General features: G+C 66.4%; 16 protein-coding genes and 1 pseudogene. 10 read left to right on the top strand and 7 right to left on the bottom strand.

Translation table 11 applies throughout. The features are described 5' to 3' along the window. Window positions 1–42: 42 nt before the first annotated feature. From E3T49_RS00285 to E3T49_RS00310, 6 genes are read left to right on the top strand one after another with little or no spacing between them, the layout of a single operon-like run. Window positions 43–828: a hypothetical protein gene (locus tag E3T49_RS00285; protein ID WP_134422347.1), complete on the top strand. Its 786-nt coding sequence runs from the start codon at window positions 43–45 to the stop codon at window positions 826–828. Next, window positions 825–2,450, top strand: coding sequence for an AAA family ATPase (locus tag E3T49_RS00290; protein WP_134422349.1), 1,626 nt, complete (start codon window positions 825–827; stop codon window positions 2,448–2,450). Before E3T49_RS00285 ends, E3T49_RS00290 begins: the two co-directional genes overlap by 4 nt. A 9-nt stretch (window positions 2,451–2,459) precedes the next feature. Then, window positions 2,460–2,672, top strand: a complete 213-nt coding sequence (locus tag E3T49_RS00295) for a DUF2997 domain-containing protein (RefSeq protein ID WP_134422351.1) — start codon at window positions 2,460–2,462, stop codon at window positions 2,670–2,672. Then, window positions 2,669–3,418, top strand: a complete 750-nt coding sequence (locus tag E3T49_RS00300) for a 4Fe-4S single cluster domain-containing protein (protein ID WP_241972562.1) — start codon at window positions 2,669–2,671, stop codon at window positions 3,416–3,418. Before E3T49_RS00295 ends, E3T49_RS00300 begins: the two co-directional genes overlap by 4 nt. Continuing rightward, window positions 3,415–3,909, top strand: coding sequence for a hypothetical protein (locus tag E3T49_RS00305; protein ID WP_134422353.1), 495 nt, complete (start codon window positions 3,415–3,417; stop codon window positions 3,907–3,909). The genes E3T49_RS00300 and E3T49_RS00305 overlap by 4 nt, the downstream gene beginning before the upstream one ends. A gap of 18 nt (window positions 3,910–3,927) precedes the next feature. Next, window positions 3,928–4,707: a ComEA family DNA-binding protein gene (locus E3T49_RS00310; RefSeq protein WP_134422355.1), complete on the top strand. Its 780-nt coding sequence runs from the start codon at window positions 3,928–3,930 to the stop codon at window positions 4,705–4,707. Between the two features lie 27 nt (window positions 4,708–4,734). Here the strand turns inward: E3T49_RS00310 and E3T49_RS00315 are convergent, their stop codons facing one another. Beyond that, window positions 4,735–6,084 (bottom strand): HNH endonuclease signature motif containing protein, encoded by a 1,350-nt coding sequence (locus E3T49_RS00315; RefSeq protein WP_166785420.1) that lies wholly within the window; start codon window positions 6,082–6,084, stop codon window positions 4,735–4,737. Window positions 6,085–6,335: 251 nt separating this feature from the next. Here E3T49_RS00315 and E3T49_RS00320 point away from each other — a divergent pair, with 251 nt between their 5' ends. Together E3T49_RS00320 and E3T49_RS00325 are read left to right on the top strand one after the other, a co-directional pair. Further along, entirely contained in the window at window positions 6,336–8,543 is a 2,208-nt protein-coding gene (locus E3T49_RS00320; protein ID WP_241972563.1) for a malate synthase G, read from the top strand. Between the two features lie 14 nt (window positions 8,544–8,557). After that, on the top strand, window positions 8,558–9,484 hold the full coding sequence (locus tag E3T49_RS00325; protein WP_134422359.1) for an aldo/keto reductase: 927 nt from the start codon (window positions 8,558–8,560) through the stop codon (window positions 9,482–9,484). A 334-nt stretch (window positions 9,485–9,818) separates the two neighbouring features. Here the strand turns inward: E3T49_RS00325 and glgX are convergent. From glgX to E3T49_RS00350, 5 genes and pseudogenes are all read right to left on the bottom strand, one after another. Then, a pseudogene (glgX, locus tag E3T49_RS00330) lies at window positions 9,819–11,222 on the bottom strand (glycogen debranching protein GlgX); the annotation flags it as partial. A gap of 177 nt (window positions 11,223–11,399) precedes the next feature. Continuing rightward, window positions 11,400–11,984 carry a DUF3618 domain-containing protein gene (locus E3T49_RS00335; protein WP_134422363.1) on the bottom strand — a complete coding sequence of 195 codons (585 nt, stop codon included), beginning with the start codon at window positions 11,982–11,984 and terminating at the stop codon, window positions 11,400–11,402. Next, window positions 11,981–12,397 carry a phage holin family protein gene (locus E3T49_RS00340; protein WP_134422365.1) on the bottom strand — a complete coding sequence of 139 codons (417 nt, stop codon included), beginning with the start codon at window positions 12,395–12,397 and terminating at the stop codon, window positions 11,981–11,983. Before E3T49_RS00340 ends, E3T49_RS00335 begins: the two co-directional genes overlap by 4 nt. Then, entirely contained in the window at window positions 12,394–13,101 is a 708-nt protein-coding gene (locus E3T49_RS00345; RefSeq protein ID WP_134422367.1) for a hypothetical protein, read from the bottom strand. The genes E3T49_RS00340 and E3T49_RS00345 overlap by 4 nt, the downstream gene beginning before the upstream one ends. Before the next feature lie 266 nt (window positions 13,102–13,367). Beyond that, the gene (locus E3T49_RS00350; RefSeq protein ID WP_134422369.1) at window positions 13,368–14,771 is read right to left on the bottom strand and encodes a serine hydrolase domain-containing protein; all 1,404 of its coding nucleotides are present in this window, start codon (window positions 14,769–14,771) and stop codon (window positions 13,368–13,370) included. A gap of 216 nt (window positions 14,772–14,987) precedes the next feature. Here E3T49_RS00350 and E3T49_RS00355 point away from each other — a divergent pair, with 216 nt between their 5' ends. Then, a complete protein-coding gene (locus E3T49_RS00355) occupies window positions 14,988–16,550 on the top strand; it encodes a GMC family oxidoreductase (RefSeq protein WP_134422371.1) in 1,563 nt (520 codons plus the stop codon). Window positions 16,551–16,576: 26 nt separating this feature from the next. After that, entirely contained in the window at window positions 16,577–18,064 is a 1,488-nt protein-coding gene (gene styD, locus E3T49_RS00360; protein WP_134422373.1) for a phenylacetaldehyde dehydrogenase StyD, read from the top strand. Between the two features lie 18 nt (window positions 18,065–18,082). On the opposite strand, the gene E3T49_RS00365 is transcribed toward styD, so the two are convergent. Beyond that, on the bottom strand, window positions 18,083–19,105 hold the full coding sequence (locus E3T49_RS00365) for an AraC-like ligand-binding domain-containing protein (RefSeq protein ID WP_166785421.1): 1,023 nt from the start codon (window positions 19,103–19,105) through the stop codon (window positions 18,083–18,085). Between the last annotated feature and the right edge of the window lie 123 nt (window positions 19,106–19,228).

Genomic DNA, 19,228 nt, shown 5'->3' on the forward strand with positions numbered 1-19,228 from the left:
GACGAGCGCAGCACACCCGGGGGGAAGAGCCGCATCGTGAGTATGACGAATGTTTCAGTGTCGAGCGCTGCTCGTCAACGCATCCGTTCGTTCTCGGTCTGGGTGTGGGTTTTCGGCACCATGGTGCTTTTCGTCTTCGCGCTGAACACGTTCGGCGGAGGCGGCGAGAACGAGTTGGCGAACGGCGATGCGTTCAGCCCGTGGGAAGTTGCGGACCCACCTGTCTTCGAATCAAACGGAGTCACGTATTCGGGTGAGGCCAGCGGCCTGATCAAGATTCCCCTCGAGGATCACGATCAGGCCCCGTATCTGGTGAGCCTGGTCACCGGCGGCTACGTGAGCCTGTACGTGACCGAAACCTACGATATCGGTCAGGATGCCGACAACCGTGCCTACCCGACCAATGTGGGCGCGGTCGTGGGCCCCGAGGAGTTGCTGTTCGTCCCGCCCGACGCCGATCTCGAGCTCTGGGTGGAGACCGACGTCCCCTGGGAAATCACGCTGAAGCAGCCCCGGGTCACCGAGATCGCCGGCGGCTTCGCCAGCGGGGCGGGCAACGACATCCTCGTCTACCGGGGCGACGCGGCCAGCGCCCGCTTCGTGCACAAGGGAACGGGTGTGTTCTACGTCACCTTCACGACCCTCGGCAGGCCGGTCGGCGGGTCGATCATCAGTAACGGCGAGGTCGACGTGCGCCAGTCCTGGCCACCGAGCGACGCTGTCTACTTCTCCATCGAGTCCGACGGTTCCCCGAACGCCTGGTCCGTCGATATCGACGAACTGGCGACGGATGCCCCGACGCCCGACCCCCAGAAAGGAACGCAATGAGTTTCGCCCAGACGCTCGACCAGGCCTTCAAAGCCCGCCTGCCGCTGCTGTACATCGAGACCAGCGAGGAGGTGCGCGCGCTCGAAGGAATCACTCGCGCCGCCCAGGCGCTGCGGCGCCCGCGCGAGGTCTGGACCTGGACCAGCGCCACCGGGCTGATCGGCCCCGACGGCAAGGGCGTCATCAACACGGCCACCCCCACCCGGGCGCTCGACCATGTCGTCGGCATCCCGGAGAACGCGGTCTTCGTCTTCTGCGACCTGCACGCCTACTTCGGCTCAGAGCAGCGCCCCGGCGACCCGGTCATCATCCGCAAGGTGCGCGAGACGGTGCTCGAGCTTCGGCACGCGGATGCCGCGCGTGCGCTGATCGTGACGGCCCCGGTGCGCGCCATCCCGCCGGAGCTGGACAAGCTCGCCCACCTGCTCGAATTCCCGCTGCCCAACACGACCGAGCTGCGTTCCATGCTCGACGCGATGATCGAGAACAACTCGTCGGGCAGCGGCCGCATCAGCGTGAAGGCCGACGAGAAGACCCTCGAGGCCCTCGTGCAGGCGGCGCGGGGCCTCACCATGTCGGAGGCCGAGAACGCCTTCGCCCGGGCCATGGTCGACGATGGCCAACTCGCCGCGGGCGACATCACGGTCGTGCTCGACGAAAAGCGCCAGATCGTGAGCAAGTCGGGTCTGCTCGACTTCGTCACCAAGGCGCTCGACCTCGACTCCGTCGGCGGCCTGAACAACCTCAAGCGCTGGCTGTCCCGGCGCGACGGCTCCTGGCTGGGCGAAGCCGAGGAGTTCGGCCTGCCGGCCCCCAAGGGCGTGCTCATTACCGGCGTGCCCGGCTGTGGCAAGTCGCTCACCGCAAAAGCGATGGCCGCCTCCTGGGGGCTGCCGCTACTGCGGCTCGACATCGGCCGGATCTTCTCCGGGCTCGTCGGCTCCTCGGAGCAGAACCTCCGCAACGCCCTCGCCACCGCCGAAGCCGTCGCCCCGTGCATCCTCTGGGTCGATGAGATCGAGAAGGGCTTCTCCAACACCACGGGCACCGGCGACTCCGGCACCACCGCCCGGGTCTTCGGCTACTTCCTCACCTGGATGCAGGAGAAGCAGCATCCGGTGTTCGTCGTCGCCACGGCCAACAACATCGACTCGCTGCCGCCGGAGTTCATGCGCAAGGGCCGTTTCGACGAGATTTTCTTCGTCGACCTGCCCACCGCTGTGGAGCGGCGCGCGATCTGGACCATCCAGCTCTCCTCCAACGCCACCGGCGGCAACGGTCTCGCGGCCTTCGGCGCCGCCGACGTCGAGAAGCTCGTCGCCGACAGCGAGAACTATTCGGGCGCGGAGATCGAGCAGGCCGTGATCGTGGCCCTCTACGAGGCCTTCGCCGAGCGCCGCCCGGCGACCCTGCGTGACCTCACCGAGGCGATCACCAACATGATCCCCCTCGCCGTGACCCAAGCGGAGGAGGTGCAGACCATCCGGGCCTGGGCCGAGGTGCGCGCCGTGCGGGCCACGGGCAGTGAAGACATCGACCCCGAAGAAGACGCCCTGGTCGGCGCCGTCGACACCGGTGCGGGGCTCTCCAGCCGTCGCGGTGGACGCACCGTGGATTTCTAAGGACATCCCATGACAGACAAGCAGCTCATCGTGCAGGTACGCCCCGACGGCAGCGTGCACGCCGAAACCCTCGGCATGCACGGCAACGAGTGCCTTGACTACATCGCCGTGCTCGAGAACATGCTCGACGCCGAGACCACCGCGTCGTCGTTCACGGATGCCTATGCCCAGGTCGAGGCGCAGCAGGAGTCGACGGCAGAGAACTGGGACGGCACGCCGTGACCCTGCTCGAGACACCGCGGATGCGCGGAGCGAGCCCCGCGCTCGGCACCGTTGAACCCACCGAACGACCCGGTGGTGAGCTGCGCTGGTCACGGTTCCTGCCCGCGACGACGGCCGAAGGCCCCGGCCTGCGCGCGGCCCTCTGGGTGCAGGGCTGCAGCGTTCGCTGCCCCGGCTGCTTCAACCCGCAGCTGTGGGCCGAGACCGGCGGCCGGCTCGAGAACACGGCCGATCTGGCCGCGAGCTGGGTGACGGATGCGCTCGGCGCGCACGCCCAGGGAATCACCCTTCTCGGCGGTGAACCGTTCGATCAGGCCGAGGGCCTGGCGACGGTCGCCGAGGCCTTCCGAGCCGCCGGACTCAGCGTGATGACCTTCTCCGGCTACCCCCTCGAGCGGCTCACCGAGTGGTCGGCGGCACGGGTCGACGTGGCCCGGCTGCTCGCCGCCACCGACCTGCTCATCGACGGGCCCTACCTCCGCGACCAGCCCGATGCCGTGCGCCCCTGGCTCGGCTCGACCAACCAGGGCATCCGTGCGCTCACCCCCGTCTACGCCGACGAGGTCGCCCGCATCGAACAAAACGGCGGGCTCGACCGGCTCGAGATCCGCATCCGCCCCGACGGGCAGATCGACGTGAATGGCTGGGCCGACGACGCCGCCCTCGAGCAGCTTCTGCACGACCTTGGCCCACGCCAGGACCGTCCCCAATCGCACCGGCCCGGAATGAAAGCGAGACTCGCATGAGTGTCACCCTGATCCTGCTTCCCATCGCCCTGGCCGCTGCCGCCGCGGCCGGAGGAGTCGGTGTTCTCGGCGCCGCGGTCACGGCGAAGGGCGGGAACGACTCCGGCCCGGCCGCAGAGATCCGGGTGCGCACCCGGATGAAGGACAGCACGCTGCTCGCCGAGGCCCTGACGAACCTCGGCGCCTCTGCGATCGACGTGTCGCGCACCCGGGTCACCGCTGAAATCGACGGTGTTTCGCTGACCATGACCCTCACCGACGACGGCGTGTGGGAGGCCCATGTCGAAGGCCGGGACGGGCACGAAGTCACCCTCGCCAGCGCGACCGAATTGCTGCAGCGACTCGACGGCGAGTATGCCGCGATGGTGCAGCGGGCCGTCGCGGAGAAGATCCGCGCACGCGCGGAGAGCTCGGGCTTCGACCTCGTCTCGGAGACCAGGGAAGCGGATGACACCGTGACCATGGTGCTCAACGTTCGCGCCCAGGCGTGATGAACCGATGACCAACCGATGACGAACAGGGCGAACACGGCGTCCGCGACGGGACCCTCGATCGGCTGGCGCCTGGGCGCGAGCTCCTGGTTGCTGCTCCTTTTCGTCGGTAGCGGCGCCCTGGCTGCGCTGGCGTTCGGGCTCCTCGCCGGTGTCGCCCGGCGTCGGTCCTGGACGATCTTCGCCGGGGTGTACGCGGTGGCCGCCATCATCGCGCGGATCCCAGAGGGGAATCTGGGGCAGATCACCCAGGGCAGTCTGTTCCTGGTGGTGATGCTGCACGGCCTGATCATCAATCAGAGTTGGCTTCTGCTGCTCTGGGGCCGCAAGGAGAACGGCCTCACGTTCATCGGCACTCCACGCCGCGCCCCACGCCGCAGGAAGTCCCGTGCCCGGACTGCCGCCACGCCCCGCCGGCGCGCGGCGGCGGTCACGAAAGAAGCAGTCCCGAAGGAAGCCGAGAAGCTGCTCAGCGGCGGCGGCACGTCGAGGTCTGATTACGTCGCCGATACGCCGGCATCGACGCGTTCGGCGCCGGTCGCCACGGTCGCCGCCGCCGAACTGGTCGACGTGAACACGGCGAACCAGCGTACGCTCGCGAAGCTCCCCGGCATGGACCGCTTGCTGGCGAAGGCGGCGGTCACCGAGCGCAGCAAGCGCGGCGGCTTCGCCTCCCTCGACGCCTTCGCCGCGTCGGCCGGGCTGCAGCCGCACGAAATGGTGCGCCTGGGCAGTGAGGCCTTCTGTTCGACCCGCCCGCGGGCCCCCCGCAGCTTCGGCCGCCGCGTCGACTACTGAGCCGGCAGCTGCCTGCAACCCGCGGGCTTAGAACGGTGGGGGTTCGTCCGGCTCCGGCGGCCCCATCGTGGCGTCAGTCGGCCGCACCGGAGCCGGCCCGGAGTCACCCGTCGACCTGGGCCGCTTGTCAGGCGGGCGGATGATCGTGGCCGGCTCGCTCAAGAAGGTGCGCCCCGTCGGGGAAGTCCACTCCAGTGTGCCGTCGGCACGATGCACGTAGCTCCACCGGGTCTCCGACTTCAGCGCGTGGTCGGCCGGGCACAAATGCGCGAGATTATCGTGCGCCGTCAGACCTTCGAACTGCCAATCGAGAGTGTGGTCCAGGTCGGAATGCGCCGCGGCCCGGCGGCAGCCCGGCCACCGGCAGGTTTCGTCCCGCACTCGCAGGTACCGTCTCAGGTGTTTCGGCACCTTGTACCGGGTGCGGCCGACGGACAGCACGACCCCGGTTTCCGGGTGGGTCAGGATTCGGATGAAACTCGGCGCCCGGGCCGCGATCTCCCGGGCGGTGTCGGGGTCGATGGGTCCGTATCCCTCCAAATGGCCGGGTTCCTCCGAGTGGCCGAGGAGGGTCAGCACCGGGACGGTGACATGAACGGTGCCGCGGACACCTTTGCCGACACCTTTCGCGGTGACCCCGTCGAGGATCAGGTCGGCGAAGGTGTCCGCGCGTAGCTGGGTGAGGGTGCGGGGCTCGTCGGGGGCCAGCAAGCTGATCCCCATCACGGTGATGCGGTCGTACGCTGCTTTCACTTTTTCCGCCGAGTCGACCCAGGACAGTGACGCCATCCCGTCGGCCTCGGGTTCGAAGACCACCCGCCGGTCAGCGACGGATTTCTGGTGCCGGGCGGTGATCGTTTCGGGGTGCAGCCGTTCCCGCAGCACGCGCGCCTTGTACTTCAGGTTCGCCACGGTCAGATGGGGTGCGGATCGCAGGAGGGCCTGTTCGAACCCGGGTAGTGCCTCCGCGGGCAGCGACCAGGCCTGGTGCATGATCGCCTGCGCGTGCCGGTACGTGATCGACCCATCGAGCAGGGCGGCCCTCGTCGCCGGCAGTTCGTGCAAGAGGGTGCGGCTTTCGGCGATCAGGGTCTCCGCCGACCGCACCGGCAGCCGCAGGGTGCAGGCCAGCTCGGTCACGAACTCTCGCTCGGCGATCATTGCGGCGTCCCACCGGGCGAGGGGCACCTTCGCGGCCAGCGCGACCTTCGTCGGAACCATGGCTGCTTGCCGAGCCGCCGTCTCGGCGAACCGGCGGGCCTCATCGACCTGTTCGACGAGGCGTGCGTGCACCCGCGCGGCCTCGGCCTGCGTCTCCCGGATCGCGTCGAAGTGACGACCGAGGGTCTCCATCTGCTCCACAGCTGAGGGCTTCATGAGACACACGTTACGGGCACCCACTGACATTCGACGTCGCATCCGGGCACCCTCCTGCACCCTGTGGATAACCTGATCAAACCTGGTTTGTGGAGGAGGAGATGACGGCGGAGGGCATGCTGAATTTCGGTCAGGAGGCCGCCCCGGCGGGCGTTCGTCACGAAGGGACGGTGGCGGGTGAGAGACTGGCCAGACACAGTCAGCCCGGCGGGCGCACCCCGCACCAGCTGTTCCTACCAAGGAGTTCAACGATGAACATGCCCGTCGCAGCATCCGTAACACTGCCCGTCGCCGGCCTCGCGCCCCGCGAACAGCGAGCAGGCCTCGATGTCGCCGTCTCGTTCGCCGCGTTCGTCGAGAATGAAGCGCTGACCGGCACCGGCATCGCCGCGGACGCCTTCTGGCAGGGCTTGAGCGCGCTGATCAGCGACCTCACGCCCAAAAACATAGAACTGCTCGGCACCAGGGATGACCTGCAGGCCCGGATCGACGCCTTTCACCAGGCTCACCCCGGCCAGCCGGATCCGGCCGAGTACCGCGCCTTCCTGACCGAGATCGGGTACCTCGCGCCCGAACCCGGAGACTTCACCATCACCACCACGAACGTCGATGCGGAGATCGCGTCGCAGGCCGGGCCGCAGCTTGTCGTTCCGCTGCTCAACGCGCGGTTCGCCGTCAACGCGGCGAACGCACGCTGGGGTTCGCTCTACGACGCGCTCTACGGCACCGATGCGATCCCGGACGACGGCGGCGCGGCCCGGGGAGACTCCTACAACGCCGTCCGGGGCGCACAGGTCATCGCCCGCGGACGGGCTCTCCTCGACCAGGCCGTCCCGCTCGAGAACGGTTCGCACACGGATGCCGTCGCGCACCGGGTCGAGAACGGCAAGCTGGTCGTCGCTCTGGGGGACGGGTCATCCGTCGCATTGGCCGACCCCTCGGCGCTGGTCGGCTACCGGGGCGAGCCGTCGGAGCCGTCGTCTCTGCTCTTCGTTCATCACGGACTGCACCTCGACGTGATCATCGACCGGGCCGCACCCATCGGGGCCACGGATGCTGCGGGCATCCAGGACATCGTGCTGGAGTCCGCGGTCACAACGATCATGGACCTCGAAGATTCGGTGGCCGCAGTCGACGCCGACGACAAGGTGCTCGGCTACCGCAACTGGCGCGAGCTCATGCGCGGAACGCTGAGTGAGACCGTGCGGAAGGGTGCCGGCGCCTTCACGCGAACCATGAACGGCGATCGCGTTTACACGGCTCCTGGTGGCGGCGAGTTGACGCTGCCCGGCCGGAGCCTGCTGCTGGTGCGCAACGTCGGGCACCTGATGCAGACCGATACCGTGCGTGACGCCTCCGGCGTCGAGGTCTTCGAAGGCATTCTCGACGCGGTGGTGACCGTTCTCGGTTCGTTCCCCGATCTGGTCGGCGAGACCCGCGGCGGCAACTCACGCACCGGCTCGGTGTACATCGTCAAGCCGAAGATGCACGGCCCCGACGAGGTGGCGTTCACCGTCGACCTGTTCGCGCGGGTGGAGCAGCTCCTCGGCCTGCCCCCGCTCACCGTGAAGGTGGGGATCATGGACGAAGAACGGCGAACGACGCTGAATCTGCGGTCCTGCATCGCCGTAGCCGCTGAGCGCATCGTCTTCATCAACACGGGATTCCTCGATCGCACCGGCGATGAGATCCACACCTCCATGCACGCCGGGCCGATGGCCACCAAGAGCGAGATCCGCTCCATGCCCTTCATGGCCGCCTACGAGAACGCGAACGTCGACGCCGGTCTCGCAGCCGGTTTCCCCGGCCGGGCTCAGATCGGCAAGGGCATGTGGGCCATGCCCGATCTCATGCACGACATGCTCGAGAAGAAGGTCGCGCATCCGCTCTCGGGCGCAACCACGGCCTGGGTCCCGTCTCCCACGGCGGCGACGCTGCACGCGACCCACTATCACGCGGTCGACGTGGCCGCCCGCCAGCACGAACTGACTGGTCGCACTCGCCAGGCGCTGCAGCCGATTCTGGTCCTCCCACTCGCCGAACGAGAGCTCAGCGATGAAGAGCGCCAGACCGAGCTCGACGACAACGTTCAGTCGATCCTGGGCTATGTCGTTCGCTGGGTCGATCAGGGCGTCGGGTGTTCCAAGGTGCCCGACATCCACGGCGTCGGGCTGATGGAGGACCGTGCGACGCTGCGCATCTCCAGCCAACTCCTCGCGAACTGGCTCACCCACGGCGTCATCAGCAAGACGGATGTCGACGCGAGCCTCGGGCAACTGGCGGCGGTCGTCGATGCGCAGAATGCCGGTGACCCGACCTATGAAGCACTGATCGGGTCGACCGGGCCCGGGCTCGCGTTCCTGGCTGCCCGTCGACTCATCCTTGAGGGCGCATCCTCGCCCAACGGATACACCGAGCCGATCCTGCACCAGGTGCGGAGGGCCAAGAAGCTGCAGTAGGGCAGGATGGATTGATGAAGATATATAGCCCACCACGTACGAACCTGCAGGCGTCGAATGTCATTCTTGGCCTGATGAGGATCTCGGAAATGGGGGATGAGGAGATCCGCACTCTCGTCGGCACCGCCCGGGATGCCGGCATCAACTTCTTCGATCACGCTGATATCTATGGCGGGGCGCACGGATGCGAGAAGCGCTTCGGTGATGCCGTCACGTTCACGGAGGCAGAGCGTGAGTCGGTCATCATCCAGTCGAAGGTCGGCATCCGCCAGGGCTTTTTCGATTTCTCGAAGGAGCACATCCTCCGCTCGGTCGATGAGTCGCTTGCGGCGCTGAACCTCGACTACCTGGACATCCTGCTGTTGCACCGTCCGGACACCCTGGTCGAGCCCGAGGAGGTCGCGTCGGCGTTCGACGCGTTGCACGCCACCGGGAAGGTGCGCAACTTCGGTGTCTCCAACCAGACGCCCGGGGTGATCGACCTGCTCAAGCGCTCGGTCAACCAGCCGCTCGCCTTCAACCAGGTGCAACTGAGCATCACCCATGCGCCGTTGATCTCTCAGGGAGTCGCGGCCAACATGGCCGGGCTGGACCAGTCCGTTGTCCGGGACAACGGCCTTCTCGAGTACAGCAGACTGAACGACATGACCCTGCAGGCCTGGTCGCCGTTCCAGAGCGGCTTCTTCAACGGGGTGTTCGTGGGTGACCGGGTGAATTACGGTCCGCTCAACGACGCGCTCGAGGAAATCGCCGCCACCCACGACGTCACGCCGACGGGGATCGCGGTCGCCTGGATCACCCGGCACCCGGCCAATATTCAGGTGGTCCTGGGCACGACCACGCCCGCACGAGTGGTGGAGTCTGCTGCAGGGTCCGAGATCCCGCTCAGCCGTGAAGAGTGGTACCGCCTCTTTACGGCCGCGGGACACGCCCTCCCGTAAACCCGAGCGGTCAGGCCCGGGAACGAAGTAGCGTGAAGGACCCGGCCCGCACGAGGAGCGTGCTCACGGAGGTTGACATCTTCTGACCCGGATCGCTGGTGGCGGCGAGTTCCCATTCCTGGTTCGGTGACAAGGGAATGGTGAACTCCACCGTGTTCGTGGCGGCGTTGAGCAGGAGCGCAAACGCATCGGCGCCGGTCCACCGAAGACGCCGACATCAACGAACGCCGCGACCGGATGCGCCGCAATCTGATGGCCACATTGCTGCTCGCGGCGGGCATCCCAATGATTCTCGGCGGCGACGAACTCGGCCGCACCCAGGGCGGCAACAAGTGGCCTCGTTGTGCTTCTCGTCGAACATGGTGAGATCGGCGAGGGTGAACCCGTCGTGGGCCGTCACGAAGTTCACGCTGGACAGGGGTGAACGTCGATCCGCCTCATAGACATCGGGACTGCCCAGTATTCGTTGGGACAGTGTGCCGAGCAGCGAAGACTCACCGTGCCAGAAGCCGCGCACATCGTCCCGGAACATACCGTTCCACTCCGACCACTCGGCCGGGAAGCCACCCACTTGATACCCGGCTGTGTCCCACGGCTCCGCAATCATCTTCACATGCGCGAGCACCGGATCCTGCTGGATCAGCGTGAGGAACGCACTGTGTTCGTCGGCGTCGCCGTCCTGCCTGGTCAGGGTCGTGGCCAGGTCGAACCGAAAGCCGTCGACGTGCATCTCGGTGACCCAGTAGCGCAGCGAGTCCATGATCAAGCCCAGCGCCGCCGGGTGGCCCACGTTGATGCTGTTGCCGGTGCCCGTGGTGTCGAAATAGTTGGAGCGGTCACCCTCGACGAGCCGGTAGTAGGACTCATTATCGATGCCCTTGAACGATAGTGTCGGCCCCATGTGGTTGCCTTCCGCGGTGTGGTTGTAGACCACGTCGAGAACCACCTCCAGGCCTGCGCTGTGCAGGGCCTTGACCATCTCCTTGAACTCCGCGACCTGACCGCCCTCGTCGCCTGCGGCGGCGTAATCGCCATGCGGCGCGAAGAAACCGATGGTGTTGTACCCCCAGTAATTGCGCAGGCCCCTGTCCGTCAGGTTGCTGTCCTGCACGAACTGGTGCACGGGAAGCAGTTCGACCGCGGTGACGCCGAGGTCAGGGAGATGCTTGATCGCTGCCGGGCTTGCGAGGCCCGCGTACGTGCCTCGGATCTCCTCCGGCACGTCCGGATGGGTCTGCGTGAAGCCCTTCACATGCAGCTCGTAGATCACCGAGGAACTCAGTGGCGTGAGCGGGGCGGAATCACCGGCCCAATCGAAATCGGGGTCGGGTATCAGGCAGTGCGGGGTGAACCCGGCCGAGTCGGACGGATCGAGTTCGGAGGGGGTCGTCTGATCGTGCCCGAACTGTTCCTGGCCCCACGCGTAGTCGCCTGAAATGGCCCGCGCGTGCGGGTCGAGGAGCAGTTTATGGCCGTTATGACGGAGTCCGTTGCCGGGATCCCACGGGCCGTGCACGCGGAGGCCGTAACGGGTGCCGATGCGGGCGCCCGGCACGATGCCGTGGAAGACGTGCCCGGTGCGCTCGGTGAGCGGGGTGCGCGTCTCGGCGCCGAATTCGTCGAACGCGCAGAATTCGACCTTTTCGGCGGTCTCGGAGTACACCGCCATGTCGACGCCGCCCTCGACCAGAGTGGCACCCAACGGGTAGGGCAATGAGCGGTGGGCCGAGGAGGTCATGGTTCTCTTTCGCTCGGGAACATGATTCTCCCGGGTTGTGGACTTATTGATCACGGACGCAGGTCGTTGCCGGCCGTAGGCGAGCACGATGTGGAAACGAGGTGAAACCCGGCGGCATGGCCGACCCGGTCGAGCTCAACCGCTCAATCGGGTCGGCCATGCCGCCGGGGGCAGGCGCTACTCGGCCGGGGTCTGCCCCGCGTGCTTCGCTTCGTCGCGGACCTCGCCGACAGCGTCGGTGGTCTCGGACTTGACGGTGCCTGCCGCATCGGTGGCTGTGACTTTCACTGCCTCTGCGGCGTCGGTGAGCGGCTGCTTGAGGTTTTCGCCGACCTGCTTCGCAGCGTTGGTCGCCTCCTGGACCAGCGGCTCAGCAGCGTCGGTGATGTTCCCGGCGATTCGCTTCTCCGTGGTGCTGGCCGGAACCAGCGACGATGCCAGCCAGCCGACGCCGAAGGCGATCAGACCGATGGCCAGGGGGTTGCCCTTCGCTTTTTGGGCAGCCTGGTGTGCCACGCCGGAGGCGTCGTCGGCCACACCACTCAGGGAATCGCCCACGTCGGAGGCCGAGCCCATCAACTTGTCTTTCACAGAGCCCACGGCTCCTTTCACTTTGTCGGTCTGACGTTCCATGATTTTGGCCGGCGTGACCTTGTCAGCCAGGGCGTCGACGTCGCTGCCGAGTTCGCGGCGGGTCGTCTCGATCTCGGCGCGGAGAACATCCGGATCCGTGCTCGTGCCGGGAGTGATGTCGGTGCTCATCGGTTTTCCTCATTTCTTTTGAGTGCGTCTGGAATCTGCTTCAACGAATCGACGGTGCGTGGCGCACCAGGAACGGTCTTGAGTTCCTTGCGGCCCAAGACGTACAGCACGGCGGCCACGATTCCCCACACCGCGGCGACGATGAATGCCGCCCAGGCGATATCAATGACCTGGCCGAGTCCCCACCAGGCTGCGAGCGACAGGAAGAGGACGGTCAGGTGGCCGGCATACCCGGCACCCCCGAGCAGTCCGGCTCCCTTGCCGGCGCGGGAGGCGGACTGACGCACTTCCGCCTTGGCCAGTGCAACCTCCTGGCGCATGAGGGTGGACACGTCACGGGTGACCTCGCCGAGCAGGTCGCCCAGCGAGGTCTCGGCGGCCTTGCGTTCGGACGGGGTGTGCACGTCGGTCATCGTGGCAGCCCACCGAGGTTGGAGCCGGTGGAGCGGAACTCGGGGCCGGAGCCGAACTCGGGGCTCACGGTGTAGTCGGGGTTGGCGGCGGTGTATGCCGGGGTGACCCTGGATTCGGTAGTGGGCTCTTCGTCAGAGTCCTTCTTCTCTTCGATGACTCCGCGCGTCAGGCGTCCGGCGAGCACACCCGCCACTGCGGCGATCGCGATGAAGGTTCCTGGCTTGCGCCGGGCATAGTTCTTCACTTCGGTCAGGAGGGAACCTGGGTCGCGCTGGTCCAGCCAATCTGCGACTCCGGCAGCTCTCGTCGCAGCCTGCTGGGCGAGGTCGCTGGCTACACCCTGGGTTTCGGCTGTCCCGGCCATCGCGCCGATCTCGTCACCGAGCGATCGGATGCCCGAAGCAACCCGCTTCTGCTGGGCTGCGGCCTGCTCCGAGAGCTCCGTCTGGGTTTCCCGGTAGAGGTCTTTCGCCTGCTTCTTGGTCTCAGAGCCGACCTTGTGGATCTCTTGCTTTGTGATGCCGGCGACGTGTTGGCCGGCGGCGACCGACGTGTCTGTGACGTCGGCGGCCCGGTCTCCCGCGGTGGAGTTTTGGCCCGCGGCGACGGGGGTGACGTTGCTGTCGATACGGGTGCTCTCTGCGGCCGTGTTGAAGTCATATCCGGCGGCACCGGGGACGAATGTTGGATCGGCGTTGGACATGGCTCTCCTTCGATAGGGTGATGGGCCCGTCGACGATGGCCGACGGTATTCCCGGTTCGGCACCTATCATGGGCGGGCGCGAGGAAGCGGCGCAAGCTACCTGTGAAGACTGGCGAATGTTGCCAGAGAGCGTGACGAAATGCGAAAAATCCCGTCACGGAAGACTGTGCCACCGTCGAGAGGGCCCGCTACGGGCCGGTTTTGACTCCGGCTAGGGAGTGACGCGGCCGAGTATGCAGCTAGCGGCATGCACTCGACGCAGGCAGCTACCGGCTGACCAGGTGAGTGCGGGGCAGGTCGCCGAACGCGACGTTCTGCTCGATGTCCAGGGTCAGCGCGTCATCCCCGAACTCGAGGGTGAACGTGCGTGAGAACGGCGTGCCCACGTCGTGCGCCCGCACGACCAGAGTGGCGGGGGAGACCCACGCGCCGCTCGCCAGAACCATGACGTCGCCGGAGGCCACCCACTGACCGTGGCCGAAGGCCAGCGCCGTGCTGACGCCGCCACGGATGATCGTGAGCAGCCCCGGCTCGAAAGTCACCTCGGTCACCTCCGCGTCGTCGAAGCCGAAACGGATGCCTGCCACCCGCGCCGCCGTCGGTGAGGACGGTTCGCCGTCGACGGTCGGCAGGGTGAGGGACGCCAGCGTTCCGGCGAGACCGCTCTCCAGCTCGGTCAGCTCGGTCATCTCGGCCAGCTCGGGGAGCGGCTGGTCGGTGAACGCGGGCAGCAGGTGCTCCCAGACGAGGTCGAGGGCGCGCTGCGCGGTCGGGAGCGCCGCAGTCAACACGATCACGGCATCCGTTTCCGGAAGCACCAGGCAGAACTGGCCGAAGGCGCCGTCGGCGCGGTAGCCCGTGGGCCGGTTGCGCCAATACTGGTAGCCGTAGCCCTGACGGCCGTCGAGATCGTGTTCGCTGCCCGACGTGTCCACCTGCACCGCGGTGGCCTCATCGATCCACGCCGCCGGAACGAGCTGCGTGCCGTTCCACCGGCCGCGCCGCAGCAGCAGCTGGCCGAACGTGGCGAGCTGCTCGGTCGTAAGGGACAGTCCCCAGCCGCCGGCGTCGATTCCGCGCGGGCAGGTCTCCCACGTGGCGCCGACGATGCCGAGCGGGGCGAACAGTCGAGGGGTGAGGTAGTCGAACAGCCGCTCCCCGGTGAGCCGCTGCAGCACCGCGGAGAGCAGATAGCTGGCCCCGGTGTTGTAGACGAACCGGGTGCCCGGCGCGAACTCGAGAGGCTGGGCCAGGATGGCCCGCGCCCAGTTGTCACCGGGCGCGTCGTCGGCGAGCGACACCGTGTCGGTCGCATGCCCGGTGGTCATGGTGAGCAGGTGGCGCACGGTCAGCGCAGCCAGGTGCGGGTCGATCTGGGCGGGCAGTTCATCGGGGAGCAGGTCGACGATGAGGCTGTCGAGCGTGAGCCGGCCCTCGCCGATGGCGAGCCCGACGGCGGTCGAGGTGAAGCTTTTGCTCACCGAGAACAGGGAGTGCGGATGCTGCGCCGCATACGGGCTCCACCAGCCCTCCGCCACGACGCGGCCGTGACGAACGACCATCAGGCTGTGCAGGCTCTCGAGTTGTTCCTCCGCCGCGGCGATGAAATCGACAATGGCAGCGGAGGAGATGCCCTCGGCTTCGGGGGTGCTGCGGGGGAGCGGAGTCATGGTCCAATTCTGCCGGGTGGAGCGGATGCCCACGCTCAGTGCCGCGCACTCGTCTCGCATCGCGTCAGCGCCCACTCGGTTCTTTGTGCCGATCGTGCACAGGGCTGTGCGCTTGGTGCTCATCCGATGGTGGCCCCGGTGGCAGATGCTGGTCGTGTTGGTGCGAGCGAATGTGTGTGTCGTGTCGCAGTCGAATCGGTTCAAGGAGGAACAGATATGTCGAACCACAAAGCAGACTATGTCGTCGTCGGGGCGGGATCTGCAGGCAGTGCGATTACGCGGCGTCTCATCGACGCGGGGTACTCAGTGCATGTGATCGAAGCCGGACAGGTGGACACCAATCCCAACATCCACAGTCCGCAGGGCTGGCCAGGTCTTCTGATGTCCGATGACGACTGGGCCGTGATGACCGCACCGCAGTCGCACGCTGCGGGTCGTTCTCTCTACTGGCCGCGTGGCAAGGTTCTGGGTGGCAGCAGCTCACTCAACGGCATGATCTACATGCGGGGCGACAAGAGCGACTACGAAGCGTGGGAAGCCGCCGGCGCGACGGGCTGGGGTTGGAAGAACGTCTTCCCGCTCTTCAAGAAGTCTGAGGATCACCAGGATGGAGCAACCGAGTACCACGGCGCCGGCGGACCGCTGCACGTTGAGCGCATTCCCCTCGCTGATCGTCACCCTGCCGGGCAGGCCTTCGTCGAAGCGGCCAAGGCCACCGGTATTGAGCAGACCGACGACTTCAATGAGGACAAGCTTGATGGTGTCGGCTTCAACCACACGACTACGAAGAACGGGAAGCGAGCGAGCGCCTGGCAGAGCTTCGTCGTGCCGATCCTTGACAGCGATCGGCTGACGGTCACCACCGGAGCACTGGTGCACCGCATCCTGATTGAGGGCGGCCGCGCTGTCGGTGTCGAGTTCGCCGTGGCCGGCGTGGTTCAGCAGGCACGTGCCGAAGCCGAAGTGATCATCAGTGCGGGCACCATCGGCAGCCCGAAGATCTTGATGCTGTCAGGCATCGGTCCGGCGGCCCAGCTCAAGGAGCACGGCATTGCCCTGGTGAAGGATCTCCCGGGTGTCGGCGAGAATCTCCACGACCACCTTCTCGTGAGCAACATCTACGAGTCGAAGGAACCGCTGGCGCCCGGCAAAGCGAACCTGCTCGAGAGCCAGCTCTTCGCTCGCAGCAGCCAGTGGGACGGCCCCGCGCCCGATCTGCAGCCTCTGTTCCTGCACTTGCCGTACCCGACTGACGGGGGCTCGACCCCCGAAAACGGCTACACCATCGCGCCGGGGATCGTGCGCCCCGCATCGCGCGGAACGCTGAAGCTTGCGTCGGCAGACCCGAACGATCAGGCGATCTCCGACCCGAACATCTTCTCCGAGGACTATGACCTCGAAGCGATGGTTGACGCGCTCATCTTGTGTCGCGAGATCGGTCAGCAGGATGCGTTCGCGCCCTTCCGCAAACTGGAGTTCAAGCCGGGGCCAGACGTCACCACGCGCGATGAGCTCCGTGAATTCTGCCGGCGCATGGCAGGCACCTACCACCACCAGGTTGGCACCTGCCGGATGGGAACCGACGATCTCGCAGTCGTCGACCCCACGCTCAAAGTTTTCGGTATCGACCGGCTTCGCGTCGCAGACGCTTCCGTCATGCCGAGTATTCCGAGCGCGAACACGAACGCCGCGTCGATCATGATCGGCGAAAAACTCGCCGAGATGCTGCTGGGCGTGAGCACCGAGCCCGTACCCGCCCTCGCCACAACGTCACGCTGAGCACACGAGCACTGGAGAAGAACAACATGACAATTGAGACCCCCACCGCCACCCCGCACGACAGCTCCAATGAGCCGGTCTTCACCACCGGAATGCTGGTAGGAGGGAAGTGGCGCGCCGGAAGTGAAACCTTCACGGACCTCAACCCCGCCACCGGCCAGCCGCTCGCCGAAATTGCGAGCGGAACAGGCGCGGACATCGACGACGCAGTCAAAGCAGCTCGCGCAGCCCTCAACGGAGTGTGGAAGCAGACGCCGGGCGTTCAGCGCGGCAAGCTCCTGAACAAGATCGCGGACCTCATCGAGCGCGACGGTGAATACCTCGCCCGTCTCGAGGCCCTCGATATCGGGAAGCCCGTTGCGCAGCCCGGCATGCTCGACATCCCGAATGCAGCGGCGACCTTCCGACACTTCGCCGGCTGGGCAGACAAGATTCAGGGCCAAACCATCCCGACCGCCGGGGCAATGGGGCAGCCGACGCTGTCGTACACCGTGCGCGAGCCGATCGGCGTCATCGGTGCCATCGTGCCGTGGAACACGCCGCTGATGATCGCCGCCTGGAAGATCGCGCCGGCCCTCGCCGCCGGCAACACACTGGTCGTGAAGCCCGCCGAAGACGCCCCTCTGTCGATCCTGCACCTCGCGACCCTGATCACCGAGGCCGGCGTGCCCGACGGCGTGGTCAACGTAGTGCCGGGGCTCGGTGCAACGGCCGGCCAGGCTCTCGTCGAACACCCCGACGTGGACAAGATCAGTTTCACAGGCAGCCCCGAGGTCGGCCGCCGAATCGGGGCCACCGCTGCGCAGACCTTCAAGCGCGTCGTGCTCGAGCTTGGAGGCAAATCGCCGCAGATCATTTTCGGCGACGCGAATGTCGAGGCCGCGATCGGCGGCTCAGCCATGGGCCTGTTCTTCAACCAGGGTGAGGTCTGCGCCGCCGGCACGAGGATCCTGGTGCACCGGTCGATCTACGAGCAGGTGGTGGAAGGGCTGGCCGGCGCGGCATCCGCTCAGGTACTCGGTGACCCCTTCGACCCGGCGACATCGATCGGGTCGCTCATCAACAAGAAGCAGCAGGACTCGGTGCTCGGCTACATCGAGGAGGGAAAGGCGGAGGGTGCCCGCTTGGTCGCCGGGGGAGACTCCGGACAGGCGGAGGGATTCTTCGTTCGGCCGACGATCTTCGCGGATGTCGACAACAGTATGAAGATCGCCCAGGAGGAAATCTTCGGCCCTGTCGGCGTCGTGATCCCCTTCGACACCGAGGCGGAGGCGATCGAGATTGCCAACGCAACGCCCTACGGACTCGCTGCGTCCATCTGGACGTCGAACGTGTCGACCGCCCACCGCGTCGCCGGAGAAATTCGGGCCGGTGCGGTTTGGGTCAACGGCTGGGCCGCCATCGATCCCGCCCTGCCGTGGGGTGGAATGAAGACATCCGGTGTGGGCCGTGAACTCGGCTACGCAGGAATCCTCGCGAACACGGAGGAGAAGGTCATCACCATCGTGCTGTAGAACGAAGCTGGGACTCGGCTACGGCACAAGGCCGTCAGCCGAGTCCCGCCGCGATCGGAACGCGCTCGGCGTCAGGCCGAACTCCTGGCGAAATGCCCGCGAGAAGCTGGCAGCGTCGGGGAATCCCCAGGCTGATCCGATGGACCCGACCGCACGGCTGGCGAAAGCCGGATTCGACAGATCTTTGCGACACTGTTCCAGGCGGCGGTGGCGGATCCATCCACTCACGGTTTCGTGCTGGTCTTCGAAGAGTTTCTGGAGGTAACGCACGGAAACGTGGTGTGCGGCTGCGATCTCAGTGACGCTGAGGCCGCTATCGCTGAGGTTCGCCGCGATGAAGGTCTCGATGCGGATGAGCAGGGACCGGCGGCGGCTGCGCTCATCGGTGACACCGTCCGGACCGAGGCGCTCAGCGAGGCTCGCCGTGACAAGGTCGAGCACTGCGTCACCGAGAGAGAAGTCGCCCACCAGTGGGTCAGCGTCGAGCTGCCGGCTCATCTCTCGCAGAAAGCTCGATGTGATTGCTCCGAGACCGCTCCGGCCCGAGAAGCGGGACGCAGTGAGAGACGACAGCAGGCTGCGGTCGAAGCGGATGAGCTCCGCCGGGAACATGACGACGAACATCTCAAACGATTCTGCGAAGTCGAGAACGTAGGGACGACTCGTGTCGTAGATGGCGAAATCGCCGGGCGCCAGCGCCGCGTCGCGATCATCCTGCGAGATGACGCTGTAACCCCGCACCTGGAGGCCGAGTTTGATGAAGCCTGGGTCGTTCTGCGCGATAGCCCGAGGCGAGCGGCGCACTGCCATGCCGGAGCCCGCAACTGTCGAGATTTCCGAGCGACCGAGTGATTGCGAAACAATCCGCCCATCGAATTCGGACCCGTGGACCGGATCTTTCAGGTCAGCGCGGAGAGGCACAAAGTTTCTATTGACGGCATCGGACCAAGCATCGAATCGATCGCTGGGTTCAAGGGACGAACAGTCGAGAATTGAGCGGACGACTGGTTGCGTCAATGCTGTTGGTCGGACATTTCCCACTGTGCACAATCCTTCGGCGACGAGTCGCCGGCCACTGCTTTGTGGCTCCGGGTCGGTGTGACGAGGTCGTTGAGGTGATGCACTGGATGCAGAGTTCGGTGCTTCTTCCGAACCTTACAGAAC

This window comes from Cryobacterium cryoconiti (genome assembly GCF_004403065.1).
Taxonomy (GTDB): domain Bacteria; phylum Actinomycetota; class Actinomycetes; order Actinomycetales; family Microbacteriaceae; genus Cryobacterium; species Cryobacterium cryoconiti.